The sequence below is a fragment of the Microbacterium ginsengiterrae genome, assembly GCF_014205075.1.
Taxonomy (GTDB): Bacteria; Actinomycetota; Actinomycetes; order Actinomycetales; family Microbacteriaceae; genus Microbacterium; species Microbacterium ginsengiterrae.
On record NZ_JACHMU010000001.1, the window covers coordinates 883,645 to 899,688 of the forward strand.

Genomic DNA, 16,044 nt, shown 5'->3' on the forward strand with positions numbered 1-16,044 from the left:
ACATACTCCTACGACTTGTAACTACAGGACTTGTAATTACAGGTATACTCCAAAACAGCACGATCCGGAACCGCAACCACCGAAGCAGGCACGAACTGTGATCATCGCCCACGACCTCGGCACGACCGGGAACAAGGCCTCTCTGCACCACGACGACGGTCGCCTCGTCGCATCGACGACCGTCGGATACCCGGCGCACTTCGCCGCCGGCGGGGTCGCCGAACAGGACCCCCAGGACTGGTGGGATGCCGTCGTCTCGGCCACCCGCGAACTCCTCACCCGCACCGGGACGGAGCCATCCGCCGTCGGCGGGCTCGTCGTCAGCGGCCAGATGATGGGCGCGGTCCTGCTCGACGGTGAGGGCGCCCCGGTGCGTCCGGCCATCATCTGGGCGGACACCCGCGCCGCGGCGCAGCAGCGCGAGCTGGAGCAGGCACTCGGCGCCGCCCACGCCTATGAGGTGCTCGGCCATCGGCTCAACCCCACGTACTCGGTCGAGAAGGTCATGTGGGTGCGCGACAACGAGCCGGAGGTGTGGGCGCGCGTGCGGCGTTTCTGCGTCGCCAAGGACTACATCGTCCTCGGTCTCACCGGCCGTCTCGCAACCGACCGCTCGGACGCCTCCGGCACCAACGCCTACGATCAGCGCACCGGCGACTGGTCGGAAGAGGTGCTGCAGGCCGCCCGCCTCGACCGCGACCTGTTCCCCGAGATCCTCGACTCGACGGCGATCGCCGGCACGCTGACGGATGCCTCAGCATCCGCCCTCGGCCTCGATGCCGGCGTCCGCGTGGTGATGGGCGGCGGCGACGGCCCGATGGCCGCGGTCGGATCCGGCATCGTCGCGCCGGAGGACGGCGCCTACGTCTGCCTCGGCACATCGTCGTGGATCTCGTTCGCGTCGGACACCCCCCTGCTCGACGCCGGCCTGCGCACCTTCACGTTCGACAACGTCGTCCCCGGCTCGTTCGTGCCGACCGCGACGATGCAGGCCGGCGGCGCGTCGATCCAGTGGATCAGTGAAGCGCTCTCCGCCGACCCCGCCCGTCCGGAGACCGCTCGCCTGACGGGCGAGGCCGGCGGCGACATCGACACCGAAGACCTCTACTTCCTGCCCTACCTCCTCGGCGAGCGCTCCCCCATCTGGGATCCGGACGCCCGCGGCGCCTTCGTCGGGATCGGACGGCACCACACCAGGCAGCACCTCGTGCGCGCGGTACTTGAGAGCATCGGATACAACCTGCTCACCAGCATCCACGCCTTCCGCGAGTCGGGCGCGACGATCGACCGCATCGACGCCGTCGGCGGCGGGGCGCAGAGCGACGTCCTGCTGCAGATCCTCGCCGACGTCTGGGGCGTGCCGGTGCGCCGCCGCACCATCGTGGAGGAGGCGAACAGTCTCGGCGCCGCCGTGACCGGAGCCGTCGGACTGGGACTCGCCGACTTCTCCGCCGCACGGGCACTGAGCGAGGTCACCGCCGAATTCGCTCCGGATGCCGGCCGCCACGACGTGTACGCGGCCCGCCACTCGCGGTTCACCGCGGCGTACGACGCGCTCGCGCCGTGGTTCGCGGGAGGGGTGCGCTGATGGGCGTCATCCTCGCCACCAGCCGCTCCTTCTCGGACGGCGACATCGACCTCGTCTCGCGCGCCGAGGCGGCAGGCCACCGGATCGTCCGCGGCCCCGCCCACCATGAACTCGCCGACCTGGCCCCACTGCTCGCCACGGCAGACGCCTGGATCGCCGGCACCGGCCCGGTGACCGTAGCGCACATGGATGCCGCACCCGGACTGCGCGTGATCGCCCGCTACGGCGTCGGCACCGAGGCGGTGGACCTCGCCGCGGCCGCGGAGCGCGGCATCCCCGTGACGAACACGCCGGGCGCCAACGCGGATGCCGTCGCCGACCACGCCGTCGGCCTCATGCTCGCCGCCCTGCGGTCGATTTCCGATGGCGACCGCCGCGTACGCCAGGGCGACTGGAGCGTCCGTCGCGGCCGTGAGTTGGGCGCCGCCACGGTCGGCATCGTCGGATTCGGCCGGATCGGCCAGGGCGTCGCTCGGCGCCTCGGCGGCTTCGGCTCTCGTATCCTCGCCGCCGACCCCTTCCTCCCCGCCGACCGCATCCGGCATGCCGGAGCAGAGCCCGCCGACCTCGACGAACTCTTCCGCTCCGCTGACCTCATCACGCTGCACGCCCCGGGAGGTCAGCGCCTGCTCGACGGATCACGGCTGGACGGCATCCGCCCCGGCGCGATCGTCGTGAACACGGCACGCCCCGACCTCGTCGACGAGACCGCACTCGCCGTCGCGCTCCGCGACGGGCGTCTCGCCGGCTATGCCGCGGACACGCTCGACGGCGACACTGCAGCCTCCGCGAGCCCGCTGCTCGCCGAGGACCTCGCCGACCGTGTGATCGTCACCCCGCACCTCGGTGCGCAGACCACGCAGGCCGTCGACAACATGGGATCCATGTCGCTCGACGATGTGATCGCCGTCCTCGCCGGCCGCGCCCCCGCCTATCCCGTCACCCGCTGAAAGGCCGACATGACCACCGAATCGATCGACTCCACCCCCGACGCCGACTACATGGGCTTCGTCGGAGTCACCACCGGCTCGTCCTCGATCATGACCGTGTTCCCGCTGTGGGCGGACATCCTCGGCCTGCCGACGCGCACCCTCATCGGCCACGATCTGCCGATGGACGCCACCCCTGAGCAGTACCGCGCACTCGTCGAGCAGATCCGTGACGACCCGCACCACCGCGGCGCCCTCGTCACGACGCACAAGATGAACGTCTACGCCGCGGCATCCGACCTGTTCGACGAGCTGGACCCGTTCGCGGTGTCGTGCTCGGAGATCTCCAGCATCGCCGCGAGCGGCGCCCGCCTGTCGGGGCGCGCGAAGGATCCGATCACCGTGGACCTCGCCCTGCGCGACTTCCTGCCCTCCGACCACTTCGCCTCGACGGGCGCAGAGGTCGTCATCCTCGGCGCCGGCGGCTCCGGCACCGCACTGAGCTGGGCCCTCGCCGAACGCGAGGACGCACCGGCCAAGATCACCGTCACCGCTCGCGACGACGAGAAGCTCGACCACCTGCGCGAGGTGCACCGCCAGCACGGCACCCGCGACGGGCTCATCGAGTACGTCCGCACAGACTCGCCCGCCGAGGCCGCCGCGATCGTCGCCGCCGCCGCGCCGGGTTCCCTCATCGTCAACGCCACCGGCCTCGGCAAGGATCGCCCTGGTTCCCCACTCCCGGACGACGTCGTGTTCCCCGAGGGCGCGTACGTGTGGGAGTTCAACTACCGCGGCTCGCTGGAGTTCCTGCACCAGGCGCGCGCGGCAGAGGCCGATCGTGCCCTGCACGTGGTCGACGGATGGCGCTACTTCATCCACGGCTGGTCGCAGGTCGTCGCCGACGTGTTCGACCTCACGCTCACGCCGGAGATCGTCGAGCAGCTCGCCGACGCCGCGGAGGCCGCGCGGCGATGACCGGCGTCGTCCGCACCGTCCTCGGCGACATCGACCCCGCACTGCTGGGGTCGACGAACTACCACGAGCACCTGTTCCAGGTCAGCCCGCTGCTGCCAGGGGACGAGCTCCACGATGAGGACGCCTCCCGTGCGGAAGCGGCGCTGCTCGGCGCCAGCGGGTTCGCCGCGATGGTCGATGCGACGCCCCTCGGGCTGGGACGCGACCCGGAGGGCCTCGCACGCATCAGCGCACAGACCGGACTGCGCATCGTCGCCACCACAGGGCGACATCGCGAAGCGCACTACGGATCCGACCACCCGCTGCGGGCCTGGACGGCCGAACAGCTCGCCGACAGGTTCGTCGCGGACCTGACGACGGGAACCGCGGCGGACGAGGCGGTCCTCGCGGATGCGGATGCCCGCGTCGCCCGCACGCCGTCCGGCGCCCCGGTGCGGGCGGGTCTGCTCAAGGGCGGCATCGACTACTGGCGCATCAGCCCGTTCGAGCGGACGACCCTCGACGCCCTCGGCGCCGCCCACCGCGCGACGGGAGCCCCGATCATGGTGCACCTGGAGTTCTGCACCGCCGCCCACGAGGTGCTCGACCTGCTCGGCGCGGAGGGCGTGGCATCCGACCGGGTCGTGCTCGCCCACGCGGACCGCGATCCCGACCCCGGCCTCCACTCCTCCCTCGCCGAGCGCGGCGCGTACCTCGGGTACGACGGCTTCGCCCGCCCCCGCACGCGCAGCGACGCCGAGCTGCTGGCCCTGACCGCCGCCGTGGTCGAGCAGGGCGGTGGTGACCGCATCCTGCTCGGCGGCGACGTCGCCCGCGCCACCCGCTACATCTCCTACGGCGGGATGCCGGGGCTCGCCTACCTCGGAGAGCGCTACGTCCCTCGGCTGCGGTCCGCCATCGGCGCGGACGCCGTCGATCGGATGCTGGTCGCCAACCCCGCGCGACTGCTCGCACTCGGCTGAACCGGGGCGGCTTCGACTCGTCGCCGACGGCTCCTCGCTCAGCCCGTTTCGTCTCGCTCCGCTCGCTCAACGCCCCGCACTACAGTGGCGGCGGCGCCAACTCCTCGCGGCTTCGACTCCTCGTCGACGGCTCCTCGCTCAGCCCGTTTCGTCTCGCTCCGCTCGCTCAACGCCCCGCACTACAGTGGCGGCGGCGCCAACTCCTCGCGGCTTCGACTCGTCGCCGGCGGCTCCTCGCTCAGCCCGTTTCGTCTCGCTCCGCTCGCTCAACGTCCCGCACTACAGTGGTGCGGGTCGTTGAGCGGAGGCGCGAAGCGCCGCAGACGAAACGGGCTGAGCGCAGTCGCGGAGCGACGGAGTCGAAGCCTCCATCCACCCGCGGCCACACGAAACGGCCCCCCACCCGAAGGTGAGGGGCCGTCGTGACGGAAGCGTCAGATCACTCGTAGAGGACTGCGGCGATCTTCTCGTCATCCAGGTTGTTCGCGTCGTACCAGTACGAACCGGTGTCGTAGAACTCGTCGACCGACTCGCCCATGGCGGCGTCGTACGCGGCCTGGACGACCTGCGCGCCGATGCCGATCGGGTCCTGCGTGATGGCGCCGGCCATGGTGCCGTCCTTGATGGCGTTGATCTGCGCCGCGCCGGAGTCGAAGCCGATGATGGTCAGCTTGCCCTTCTCGAGGCCGAGCTCGCCGACCGCGTTCACGACGCCGATGGCCGAGCCCTCGTTGGTGCCGTAGATGCCCTTGAGGTCCGGGTGGGCGGCGATCATGGCCTTCGCGATGTCAGCCGACTTCAGGTGGTCGCCGTCGCCGTACTGGATGTCGACGATCTCGATGTCCGGGTAGTCGGACTCGATCTTCTCGACGAAGCCGTCGCGACGCTCGACACCGGTCGAGTTGATCTGCGAGTGGCCGACGATGGCGACTTCGCCCTCGCCGCCGATGAGCTCTGCCATGTGCTCAGCCGCCAGCGCACCGGCGACCTTGCTGTCGGTGGCCGCGAGGCTCAGCCCGACATCGCCGTTGCAGGGAGCGTCGAAGTACACCACGGGGATGTCCTTGGAAGCGGCCTGGTCGAGCGGTGCGACGCACGCCTCGGGGTCGAGGGCGGCGTACGCGATGGCGTCGGGGTTCTTGTCGATCGCGGCGGTCAGCATCTCGAGCTGCTGAGCGATCTCGGTCTCGGCCGCGGGGCCTTCGAACGTGATCTTGACGCCGAGCTCCTCGGCGCGCTCCTCAGCACCCTTCTTGACGGCCTGCCAGAACTGGTGCTGGAAGCCCTTCGAGACGAGCGCGATGTACATCTCACCGTCGCCGCTGCCCTCAGCGCTGCCACCCTCTTCGATGACGTCGCCGTTGCCACCGGCACAGCCGGCCATGACGAGAGCGGATGCGGCCACCAGTGCCGCGAATGCGGTCTTCTTGCCGAATTTCATTGAAACTCCATTGTTCTGTGTGGGTGCCGGCCGGAGCCGGCGGGTGCGGGTAGGGAAGGAAACGTCAGGTGCGCTGGCGGTTGCGCAGCGAGTCGAGGAACACGGCGAGCAGGACGACGACGCCGACGACGACGTTCTGCCACTCCGTCTGGATCGACAGGATGCGCAGGCCGTTGACGAGCACGCTCATGATGAGCGCACCGATCACGGTGCCGAGGATCGAGCCGCGACCGCCCAGCAGGGAGGTGCCGCCGATGATGACGGCCGCGATGGCCTGCAGCTCGTAGCCCGTTCCGATCTGCGGCTGCGCCGAGTCGAGTCGGGAGGCGATGATGACACCGGCGATACCGGTGAAGGCGCCGGCGAACATGTAGATGAAGATCGTCCAGCGGCGGGTGTCGACACCGGAGAGGCGTGCGGCCTCCTCGTTCGATCCGATCGCGAAGGTGTAGCGGCCCAGCAGGGTCTTGGACAGCACGATCGCCGCGATGATCGCGAGCACGGCCGTGATGAGGACGGCGTTCGGGATGCCGGGGATGATGACGCCGAGGGCGATCTTCTTGAAGTCGGGGGCCGACGTGGAGAAGTAGATCGGCGCGACACCGGAGATGACCAGGGCCAGACCGCCCGCGATCATCATCATCGCCAGGGTGGCGATGAAGGGAGGCAGCCGCAGGAACGTCACGTTGAGGCCGTTGACGAGACCCATGAGGACACCGGTCGCGATGCCGCCCAGGATACCGACCCACACGGGAAGCCCCATGTTGGTGATGAAGACACCCGTCATGACGGCGCACAGCGCCATACCGGTTCCCAGCGACAGGTCGATGCCGCCGGTGATGATCACGAAGGTGGTACCGAGCGCGAGGATGCCGATGACCGCCGTCGACAGCAGCACCGTGGCGATGTTGCTGAACGTGAAGAAGTTCGGGCTCGCGATCGCGAAGAAGATCACGAGGATCACGAGTGTGCCGAAGGCCAGCGACTGCTGGAGCTGACGCTTCAGGAAACCGGCGAAGTCACGCTTGTCGGTGTCCTCGTTGACGGCCTGCTGGATGACGGTGGTCGTCTCTCCGGACTGCTGTGGGGTGCTCATCAGTCTTCCTCCCCGTGGGCTGCGAGTTGCATGATCTTCTCCTGGCTGGCTTCCTCGTTGCGGAGGGTCCCCATGATCCGACCGTTCGCGAAGACCGCGATGCGGCCGGCGACGCGGAGGATCTCGGGGAGCTCCGACGAGATGACGATGATGGACTTCCCGGCGTCAGCGAGCTGCTGCATGAGCCGGTAGATCTCTTCCTTCGCGCCGACGTCGATCCCTCGGGTCGGCTCGTCGAAGATGAGGATGTCGCAGTCGCGCATCAGCCACCGGGCGATGACGACCTTCTGCTGATTCCCTCCGGAGAGCAGCTTCACGATCTGGTTCACCGACGGCGTCTTCACGCGCAGCTGCTGCACGTACTGCTTGGTCTGGTTCTTGGCCTTGCCATCGACCATCCAGCCGAGCGCGCCGGCGTAGTTGCTCAGGGAGGCGAGGACGGTGTTGAAGGTGACGTCCTGCTCGAGCATGAGTCCGAGCTGCTTGCGGTCCTCGGAGAGGTATCCGACCCCGCGGCGGACCGCATCCTTGGGCTGGTTGATCTTCGCGTCGCGGCCGTTGATGAGGATCGTGCCGGCGCTGCGCGGGTCGGCCCCGATGAGCGCGCGAGCCGTCTCGGTGCGCCCGGCACCCATGAGGCCGGCGAACCCGAGGATCTCACCGCGGTGCAGCTGGAACGTGACGTCCTTGAGCAGCGTCTTGGTGGACAGACCCGACACGTCGAGCACGACGGGCTGATCCTGGTGATCGCGGGGCGCGGGGCGCGTTCCCTCGTCGATCACGCGGCCGACCATCATCTCGATGATCTTCGGGATGCTGATCTCGCTCTTCTCGAGTGATCCGATGTATTGCCCGTCACGGAGCACGCTCACGCGATCGGCGAGACGGCGCAGTTCGTCCATGCGGTGGGAGATGTAGACGATCCCGGTGCCGTCGGCCTTCAGCTGCTCGATGAGCGTGAAGAGGGTCTCGACCTCGCTGTCCGTGAGCGCCGAGGTCGGCTCGTCCATGATGAGCACCTTGGCGTTGAACGACAGCGCCTTGGCGATCTCGACCATCTGCTGCTCGGCGACCGTCAGCTCGCCGACCTTCTGGCGAGGGTCGAGGCGGATCTTCAGACGTGCGAGCAGTTCGGAGGTCTGCCCGTTGAGGTTGCGCTCCGAGAGCAGACCGCCGGAGGTGGGCTCGCGGCCGATGAAGATGTTCTGCGCGACCGTGAGGTCGGGCATGAGGTTGAGCTCCTGGTGGATGATCGTGATCCCCAGCTGCTGCGCCTGCAGCGGGCTGGTCAGTTCGACCTCCTGCCCCTCGAAGACGATCGTGCCCTCGTCGCGCGTGTAGATCCCGGAGAGGATCTTCATGAGCGTCGACTTGCCGGCACCGTTCTCGCCGACGAGGACGAGCACCTCGCCCGCGCGCACCTCGAGGTGCACATCCTTGAGGGCCTGCACTCCGGGGAACCCCTTGGAGATGCCTTCCACTCTGAGGACTGGATCGCTCACGTGCTCACCTGCTTCCTTGAAGGTCAATACTCGATTCCTCATGGAATCCATTTCAAACATCGGGTCAATTCTGCCGCTCGCGTGCTTCCGTCGCAAGTTGTACCTAAATGTACCTAATAGATGTCCCCACATGGTAGACCTGTAATAACAACTTTGTCACAGATGCGCGCAGACGCGCATGGGAAAGGATCGACATGCTCATCGGCGCGCACGGATTGGTCTTCACCGGAACCTTCGACGAGGCGGGCCTTCGCCGCGCCATCGAGGGCACGAGATCGGCGGGGTTCGACCTCATCGAGATTCCCCTCATGGATGCCGAGGGCTTCGACTCCGCGGCCGCCGGCCGGCTGCTCCGCGACAACGATCTCGCCGTGACGGCCTCGCTCGGGCTGACCTCCGAGACGGACCTCACGAGCGAGGACCCCGCCGTCGTCGCCGCCGGCGTCGCGACGCTCGAGCGCTGCATCGATCACGTCGCGACGATGGGCGGTGACGTGCTGTGCGGGGTCATCTACTCCGCGATGGGCAAGTACATGGCGCCGGCGAGCGACAAGGGCATCGCCCACAGTCAGGCCGCGATCTCCGGTCTGGCTGCGAAGGCCGCCGAGCGCGGCATCCGCCTCTCGCTCGAGGTCGTCAACCGCTACGAATCCAACGCGTTCAACACCGGACGCGGGGCGCTGCGATTCCTCGACGGCGTCGAGGGCGACGTCAGCGTGCACCTGGACACCTATCACATGAACATCGAGGAGTCCGACTTCTTCCAGCCGGTGCACGACGTCGCCGCGGCGGGCAAGCTCGGCTACGTGCACATCGGCGACAGCCACCGCGGCTACCTCGGCACCGGAACCGTGGACTTCGCGACCTTCTTCCGCGCACTGCACGATGTCGCCTACGACGGACCGGTCGTCTTCGAGTCCTTCTCTTCCGCCGTGGTCAGCGCAGAGCTGAGCAACACCCTCGGCATCTGGCGCAACCTCTGGCAGGACTCGGATGATCTCGCCGCGCACGCCAACCGGTACATCCGCGACGCGCTGCACGCGGTGGACACCATCGACCTGCACTGACGGCGGGGGTGCGGCGGGAGCCAGGCTTCGACTCCGTCGCTGCGCGACTCCGCTCAGCCCGTTTCGTCTGCGGCGGCTGCACCGCCTTCGCTCAACGACCCGCGGCACGCCGCCACCCACGGGACGTTGAGCGAGCGAAGCGAGACGAAACGGGCTGAGCGACCGCAAGGAGCCGAGGCCGGCTCAGCGCCGGGGTCCAGACTTCGACTCCGTCGCTGCGCGACTCCGCTCAGCCCGTTTCGTCTGCGGCGGCTGCGCCGCCTTCGCTCAACGACCCGCGGGACGTTGAGCGGACGCCGAAGGCGGGAGACGAAACGGGCTGAGCGACCGCAGGGAGCCGAAGCCGGCTCAGCGCGTCACGCGGACGGATGCCCGACGACGCCCTTGCGCAGCAGCGCGTTGCCGTACTTGCGCGTCTCACCGGTGCGCACCATCAGGTAGGCGGGGCGCGCGGCCTCGTAGTACGCGAAACGCTCCACGAACCGTGTCGTCTCGACGGTCGTACCCGCGGCATCCATCAGCTCGTGCTGGACGTCGAGGATCTCGCCGTCGGCGCTCTCCATGAGATCGAGACCCGGCGCATCGTCGAGGGGGATGACGGTGCGGATGGCGGCCAGCACCTCCGGCGTCGTCGTCCCCGGCAGATCGATCGTGCGCTCCCCGAGCCCCCATGCGGGGAAGTGCGCGTCGGCGATCACCACGGAGTCCGAGTGGCCCATGCGGTCCAGGTGCAGCAGCAGCTCACCGGTCAGCAGCGGGTGGATTCCTTCGAGCATCGTCCCTCCTCAGGGTCGCTGTTCGGCGTTCATGCGGGAATGAGCCCCTCATGGGCGAGTTCCGCCCAGAAGTCCGCGGGGATCTCGGTGGCGGCCAGCGCGGCATTCTGACGCACCTGCTCGGGGCGGGAACTGCCGACGACGACCGAGCGAGTGACCGTCTCGCGCAGGGGGAACTGGATCGCGGCCGCCGGCAGCAGCACGTCATGGGCCCGGCAGACGGCGACGATCCGCTGGAGACGATCCCAGATGTCGTCCGGGATGCCGCCGTACTCGTAGCGACCGTCCCTCGTGGGCTCCGCCTTCGCGAGCAGCCCTGAGTTGAAGACGGATGCCGCGACGACACCCGTTCCGCGGTCATGACAGGCAGGAAGCACCTCGGCCGCCGCCGGCTGCTCGAGCAGCGTGTAGCGACCGGCGATCATGATCGTGTCGAGGTCGGCCTCGCGTACCGAGCGCACCAGCGCGTCGCTGGTCATGGCCCCGACACCGATCGCACCCACGGCCCCCTCGGCGCGCAGCCGTTCGAGTGCGGGGAACGCCGACGCGACAGCGAGGTCGAGGTCGTGACGCTCCGGGTCGTGGAGGTAGAGGAGATCGATCCGTTCGATTCCGAGACGCTCCTGCGATTCCTCGAGCGACGCGCGGATGCCGGCCTCCGAGAAGTCCCACACGCGCTGCACGTCGTCCGGCACGAAGAAGTCGTTGTCCGTGTCGAGCCCGCCGGCGAAGTCCGGGTTCGGACGCAGCAGACGGCCGGCCTTCGTCGAGAGGAAGAACTCGTCACGCGGCTTCGTGCGCAGGAACGCCCCGAGGCGGCGCTCGGAGAGGCCGAGACCGTAGTGCGGCGCGGTGTCGTAGTAGCGGATGCCGCTCTCCCACGCGGCATCCAGCACCGCCCACGCCTCGTCGTCGGTGAGCGCGCGGAAGAGGTTGCCGACGTTCGCTGCCCCGTAGCCGAGCGCGGGGATCACCTGATCACTCGGCGACATGCGCGCCCGTCCAGGTGTACTTCCGAATGCTCTCCGCCTTCATCTCCATGCCCGCCCCCGGCGCGGTGGGCGCCATGTAGGACCCGCCGCGGATGTCGGTCGGGGTGACGAAGTGCTCGTGGAGGTGGTCGACGAACTCGATCAGGCGCCCCTCGCGTGTGCCGGTGACGGCGACGTAGTCGAACATCGACAGGTGCTGGACGGCCTCGCACAGACCGACCCCGCCGGCGTGCGGGCAGACCGGAACGCCGAACTTGGCGGCCAGGAGCAGGTTGGCGATGTTCTCGTTCACGCCGGCGACACGGACCGCATCGATCTGCATGACCTCGATGGCCTCGGCCTGCAGCAGCTGCTTGAAGATCATCCGGTTCTGCGCGTGCTCACCGGTGGCAACACGGATCGGGGCGATGCCCCGCGCGATCTCGGCGTGGCCGAGGATGTCGTCGGGGCTGGTGGGCTCCTCCACCCACGCCGGGTTGAACTCCGCCAGCGCGTTCACCCACTCGATCGCCTCGGACACCTCCCACCGCTGGTTCGCGTCGATCGCGATGGGGAAGTCGGGGCCGACGACCTCACGCGCCTTGCGGAAGCGGCGGATGTCGTCGTCGAGGTCGGCGCCGACCTTCAGCTTGATCTGGGTGAAACCGTCGGCGAGCGCCTCGCGCGCCAGGCGCTCGAGCTTCTCGTCGGAGTATCCGAGCCATCCGGGGCTGGTCGTGTACCCGGGGTAGCCGGAGGCGAGGAGCTCGGCCTCACGCTCCTCGCGCCCTTCGACGCCGGCGCGGAGGATCTCCAGCGCCTCGTCGCGGGTGAGGGCGTTGGTCAGGTAGCGGAAGTCGACGAGGTCGACGATCTCCTCGGGGGTCATCCGCGCGAGCAGCTGCCACAGCGGAAGGCCCGCACGCTTGGCCTTGATGTCCCACAGCGCGTTGATGACGGCGCCGATGGCCATGTGCATGACGCCCTTCTCGGGGCCCAGCCACCGCAGCTGCGAGTCGCCGATGATGTCGCGGAACGTCCCGCCCATGTCGTCGAGCAGCGGCTCGATCTCCCGACCGACGAGGTGTCCGGCCAGCGCGTCGATCGCCGCCACCTGCACGTCGTTGCCGCGACCGATCGTGAACACGAAGGAGTGGCCGTCGATGCCGTCGCCCGCATCCGTGCGGATGACCGCGTACGCTGCGGAGTAGTCCGGGTCGGGGTTCATCGCGTCCGAGCCGTCCAGGCTCAGCGATGTGGGGAAGCGGATGTCGGTGGTGTCGACTGCGACGATACGGCTCAAGGCGTTCCTCTCCTGGGTGCGGGATTTCTCGCACGGATCTCTTGGAGTGTAAACATCGGATGTCTATACTGTCAATCAGTCCCGCCGCCGGCTGGCGGCTCCCCGATGAGGTAGGAGAACCATGAAGTTCGCGCGGCTTGGCGCCCCAGGATCCGAGATCCCCGTTGTGATCGACGGCGACCGCCACCTCGATCTGCGACCGCTGACATCCGATGTCAACGGCGACTTCCTGTCCGGAGATTTCCGCGCACGCGTGACTGCGGCACTGGCGGCCGATGAACTCCGCGAGATCGCCGACGCGGCCGACCTCCGCATCGGATCGCCGATCGCGCGGCCGAGCGCGGTGATCTGCGTGGGGATGAACTACGCCGCCCACGCCGCGGAGTCCGGCGCTGAGCCGCCGAAGATCCCGATCATCTTCCTCAAGACGCCCAACACGGTCGTCGGCCCGCACGACGACGTCACGATCCCCCGAGGCAGCGAGAAGACCGACTGGGAGGTGGAGCTCGGCATCGTCATCGGCGCGCGCACCGCGTACCTGGACTCCCCGGAGGAGGCCGACGCGCACATCGCCGGTTACGTCCTCGCCAACGACGTCTCCGAGCGCACCTTCCAGATCGAGGTCTCCGGCGGGCAGTGGTCGAAGGGCAAGATCGCCGCGGGCTTCAACCCGACCGGCCCGTGGCTGGTCACGCCGGACGAGGTCGACGTCGACAACCTGGGACTGCGCAGCTGGGTCAACGGCGAACCGCGCCAGGATTCGAACACCTCGGACATGATCTTCGACGTGCGGACCATCGTCCACCACCTCTCGCAGTACGTGACCCTGGAGCCGGGCGACCTCATCCTCACCGGCACCCCGCAGGGCGTCGCCCTCTCCGGCAACTTCCCCTACCTGAAGGACGGCGACGTCGTCGAGGTGGAGATCGACGGTCTCGGCCGCCAGAGCCAGCGGTTCACCGCGTGGGAGGCGTCCCGATGAGCCGGCCGCTGGACGGCCTCGTCGCCATCGTCACCGGCGGCGCGTCCGGGATCGGCGCGGCGATCGCCGACCGACTGCACGCGGACGGTGCGACGATCGCCGTCCTCGACCGCGACCCCTCGGCGGCCGATGAGCGCTTCGCCGCCTTCACCGCTGACGTGTCCGACCGCGCGAGCGTCGACGCCGCAGTCGCGCAGGTCGCCGCACAGCTCGGTCGCATCGACATCGTCGTGAACAACGCGGGGATCGGTGCCGTCGGCGACATCAGCGCCAACGACGACGACGAGTGGGCACGCGTGCTGTCGGTGAACGTCACCGGCATCGCCCGCGTCACGTCCGCTGCACTGCCGTGGCTGCGCCAGTCGCCGTCCGCGGCAGTGTGCAACACGGCATCCATCGCGTCGACGGCCGGTCTCCCGCAGCGTGCGCTGTACAGCGCGTCCAAGGGCGCCGTCTCCGCCCTCACCCGCGCGATGGCCGCGGACCACCTCCGGGAGGGCATCCGCGTCAACGCCGTGAACCCCGGCACCGCCGACACCCCGTGGGTGGGCCGCCTGCTCAACCAGGCCGATGACCCTGCCGCCGAGCGCGCAGCACTGGAGGCGCGCCAGCCGCACGGCAGGCTCGTGTCGCCCGAGGAGGTCGCCGCCGCCGTGGCGTACCTCGTCTCGCCCGCTGCGGGTTCGACGACGGGCACGTCCATCGAGGTCGACGGAGGAATGGCGCAGCTGCGCCTGCGCTCCGAGTAGTCGATTCCGTCCGCGAGGTGTCGCGTCCCGCCGCACGGCGGGCGCGGCACCTCGCGTCGTCTCGGCTCACGCCAGGCCGTAGAACCGTTCGGCGTTGGCCCGCATCACGGCATCCACGTCGATCCCGCGCGCGGCCGCCCACGTCGCGACGGCGTCCGTCCACCCGCCGATGGCGTCGGCGTCGACGCCTGCGCCGCCTCCTTCCGAAGAACCGGATGCCGCCACCGCTGAGACCGGCCAGTCGCTTCCCAACATCAGGCGCTCCGACCCGAACGCCGTGAGCGCCTCGTCGAGGAACGGGGCGACCTGCGCGGGGCTCCAGTCCCCGCCAGCCTCGGCGGGAAGGCCGGAGAGTTTGCAGAACACCCTGCCGTGCGCGGCGAGGGCGCGCAGCGCGGCCACCCACTCCGCCGTGGGGGCTTCGGGCGCGCCCGCAGTCCCGACCGCGGGCTTGCCGAGGTGGTCGAGCACGATCCGCAGATCGGGCACGGCGGCGGCGAGCGCCGCGACGTCGTGCAACTGGTCGACCGTTCGCACGCAGGCGTCGAAGGTGAGATCGCGCGCGGCGAGCGCTCGTGCGCCGTCGAGGAACGCGTCGGTGCGGGCGAGCCCTGCGGGTTCGTCCTGCAGCAGGTGCCGGACGCCGACCACGAGGGGGATCTGCCGCACGGCATCCAGATCCCGCTCCGTCGCCTCGCCGGCGTCGAGCGGCACGCCGGCGACGATGCCCCGCACGCCGGTGGCTTCCGCGATCGATGCGACCCACTGGGCCTCCAGGAGGAACTGCTCCGGTGCGGCGCCCGCCTGCACGAAGATCGCGGAGTGCTCATCGTCCGCTCGGCGAGCCTGCGCCACCTCGGCCTCCGCGAACCGCGCCTGCAGCGGCCCCTCCAGCCAGTCGTACGTCAGACGAGCGGGATCCCAGAGGTGCAGATGAGAGTCGAGAATGCGCATTCGCCCATCCTGCCGCAGACATCCGATCAATCGCTAGGATGGCGGACATGGCTGTCACCGATGAAGCGATCGAGAAGATCAAGGCGATGATCGTGTCCGGCGAGCTCTCGCCGGGAGACCGCCTTCCGCCGGAGAAGGAGCTCGCCGAGCGGCTCGGCCTCTCGCGCAACTCGATGCGTGAAGCGGTCAAGGCCCTCGAGGTGATCCGTGTGCTCGACGTGCGCCGCGGTGACGGCACCTACGTCACCAGCCTCGAACCGCACCTGTTGCTCGAAGCGGTCTCCTTCGTCGCGGACATGCACGACGACGATTCCCTCCTCGAGATCTTCGCGGTGCGGCGGATGCTGGAGTCCCAGGCCACCGGGCTCGCGGCCACGCTCGGCACCGACGAGGCCGTCTCGGGGCTGCGGGACGAGATCGAGGCCGTCCGCGCCGACGTCTCCATCGATGAGCTCGTCGACCACGACATCCGCTTCCACCGCGAGATCGTCCGCATGGCGGGCAACAGCTATCTCGCGAGCCTGATCGAGAGTCTCAGCGGTCAGACCGTCCGCGCGCGCGTCTGGCGCGGCCTCACCGAAGCAGGCGCTGTCGAACGCACCCTCTCGGAGCACCGCGCCATCGCGGACGCGATCGCGCAGCGGGATCCCGGCCTTGCCACCTCGCTCGCCACGGCGCACATCGCCGGGGTGGAGCGGTGGTTGCGCCAGGCCGCGGCATCCTGAGGCGCCTGACTCCGGACGCCG

The 16,044-nt window shown here is 69.2% G+C and carries 15 protein-coding genes; 8 read left to right on the plus strand and 7 right to left on the minus strand.

All coding sequences use genetic code 11. The features are described from left to right. The first annotated feature begins 97 nt into the window (after window positions 1-97). From xylB to HD600_RS04430, 4 genes are read left to right on the plus strand one after another with little or no spacing between them, the layout of a single operon-like run. Window positions 98-1,588 (plus strand): xylulokinase, encoded by a 1,491-nt coding sequence (xylB, locus tag HD600_RS04415; RefSeq protein ID WP_184281771.1) that lies wholly within the window; start codon window positions 98-100, stop codon window positions 1,586-1,588. Continuing rightward, window positions 1,588-2,538, plus strand: a complete 951-nt coding sequence (locus HD600_RS04420) for an NAD(P)-dependent oxidoreductase (RefSeq protein WP_184281773.1) — start codon at window positions 1,588-1,590, stop codon at window positions 2,536-2,538. The genes xylB and HD600_RS04420 overlap by 1 nt, the downstream gene beginning before the upstream one ends. Before the next feature lie 9 nt (window positions 2,539-2,547). Further along, window positions 2,548-3,495, plus strand: coding sequence for a shikimate dehydrogenase family protein (locus tag HD600_RS04425; RefSeq protein WP_184281776.1), 948 nt, complete (start codon window positions 2,548-2,550; stop codon window positions 3,493-3,495). Next, the gene (locus HD600_RS04430) at window positions 3,492-4,457 is read left to right on the plus strand and encodes a phosphotriesterase family protein (protein WP_184281778.1); all 966 of its coding nucleotides are present in this window, start codon (window positions 3,492-3,494) and stop codon (window positions 4,455-4,457) included. The genes HD600_RS04425 and HD600_RS04430 overlap by 4 nt, the downstream gene beginning before the upstream one ends. A 439-nt stretch (window positions 4,458-4,896) precedes the next feature. Here HD600_RS04430 and HD600_RS04435 read toward each other — a convergent pair whose 3' ends face one another. The 3 genes from HD600_RS04435 to HD600_RS04445 all read right to left on the minus strand — a co-directional run bounded on the left by HD600_RS04435 (window position 4,897) and on the right by HD600_RS04445 (window position 8,496). Beyond that, complete coding sequence (locus HD600_RS04435) at window positions 4,897-5,898, minus strand: ABC transporter substrate-binding protein (protein WP_184281780.1); 1,002 nt, start codon at window positions 5,896-5,898, stop codon at window positions 4,897-4,899. 64 nt (window positions 5,899-5,962) lie between these two features. After that, a complete protein-coding gene (locus HD600_RS04440; protein WP_184281782.1) occupies window positions 5,963-6,994 on the minus strand; it encodes an ABC transporter permease in 1,032 nt (343 codons plus the stop codon). Then, window positions 6,994-8,496 carry an ATP-binding cassette domain-containing protein gene (locus HD600_RS04445; RefSeq protein WP_184281784.1) on the minus strand — a complete coding sequence of 501 codons (1,503 nt, stop codon included), beginning with the start codon at window positions 8,494-8,496 and terminating at the stop codon, window positions 6,994-6,996. The genes HD600_RS04440 and HD600_RS04445 overlap by 1 nt, the downstream gene beginning before the upstream one ends. Before the next feature lie 194 nt (window positions 8,497-8,690). Between HD600_RS04445 and HD600_RS04450 the strand changes: the two genes are divergently transcribed. After that, window positions 8,691-9,563: a sugar phosphate isomerase/epimerase family protein gene (locus tag HD600_RS04450; RefSeq protein WP_184281786.1), complete on the plus strand. Its 873-nt coding sequence runs from the start codon at window positions 8,691-8,693 to the stop codon at window positions 9,561-9,563. Between the two features lie 356 nt (window positions 9,564-9,919). Here the strand turns inward: HD600_RS04450 and HD600_RS04455 are convergent, their stop codons facing one another. Genes HD600_RS04455 through HD600_RS04465 form a run of 3 tightly spaced genes read right to left on the minus strand, consistent with a single transcriptional unit; the run spans window position 9,920 to window position 12,613 of the window. Further along, a complete protein-coding gene (locus HD600_RS04455) occupies window positions 9,920-10,339 on the minus strand; it encodes an RbsD/FucU family protein (RefSeq protein ID WP_144793144.1) in 420 nt (139 codons plus the stop codon). A gap of 29 nt (window positions 10,340-10,368) precedes the next feature. Further along, window positions 10,369-11,331, minus strand: coding sequence for an aldo/keto reductase (locus HD600_RS04460; RefSeq protein WP_184281788.1), 963 nt, complete (start codon window positions 11,329-11,331; stop codon window positions 10,369-10,371). Continuing rightward, window positions 11,318-12,613, minus strand: a complete 1,296-nt coding sequence (locus HD600_RS04465; RefSeq protein ID WP_184281790.1) for an L-fuconate dehydratase — start codon at window positions 12,611-12,613, stop codon at window positions 11,318-11,320. The genes HD600_RS04460 and HD600_RS04465 overlap by 14 nt, the downstream gene beginning before the upstream one ends. Before the next feature lie 121 nt (window positions 12,614-12,734). On the opposite strand from HD600_RS04465, the gene HD600_RS04470 reads away from it, so the two are divergent. Both HD600_RS04470 and HD600_RS04475 read left to right on the plus strand, forming a co-directional pair. Further along, window positions 12,735-13,595 (plus strand): fumarylacetoacetate hydrolase family protein, encoded by an 861-nt coding sequence (locus HD600_RS04470; RefSeq protein ID WP_184281791.1) that lies wholly within the window; start codon window positions 12,735-12,737, stop codon window positions 13,593-13,595. Further along, window positions 13,592-14,344: an SDR family NAD(P)-dependent oxidoreductase gene (locus HD600_RS04475; protein ID WP_184281793.1), complete on the plus strand. Its 753-nt coding sequence runs from the start codon at window positions 13,592-13,594 to the stop codon at window positions 14,342-14,344. Before HD600_RS04470 ends, HD600_RS04475 begins: the two co-directional genes overlap by 4 nt. Before the next feature lie 66 nt (window positions 14,345-14,410). Here the strand turns inward: HD600_RS04475 and HD600_RS04480 are convergent, their stop codons facing one another. Then, entirely contained in the window at window positions 14,411-15,298 is an 888-nt protein-coding gene (locus HD600_RS04480; RefSeq protein ID WP_184281795.1) for an amidohydrolase family protein, read from the minus strand. Window positions 15,299-15,345: 47 nt separating this feature from the next. Here HD600_RS04480 and HD600_RS04485 point away from each other — a divergent pair, with 47 nt between their 5' ends. Beyond that, entirely contained in the window at window positions 15,346-16,023 is a 678-nt protein-coding gene (locus tag HD600_RS04485) for a FadR/GntR family transcriptional regulator (RefSeq protein WP_144793162.1), read from the plus strand. The last annotated feature ends 21 nt before the right edge of the window (window positions 16,024-16,044 follow it).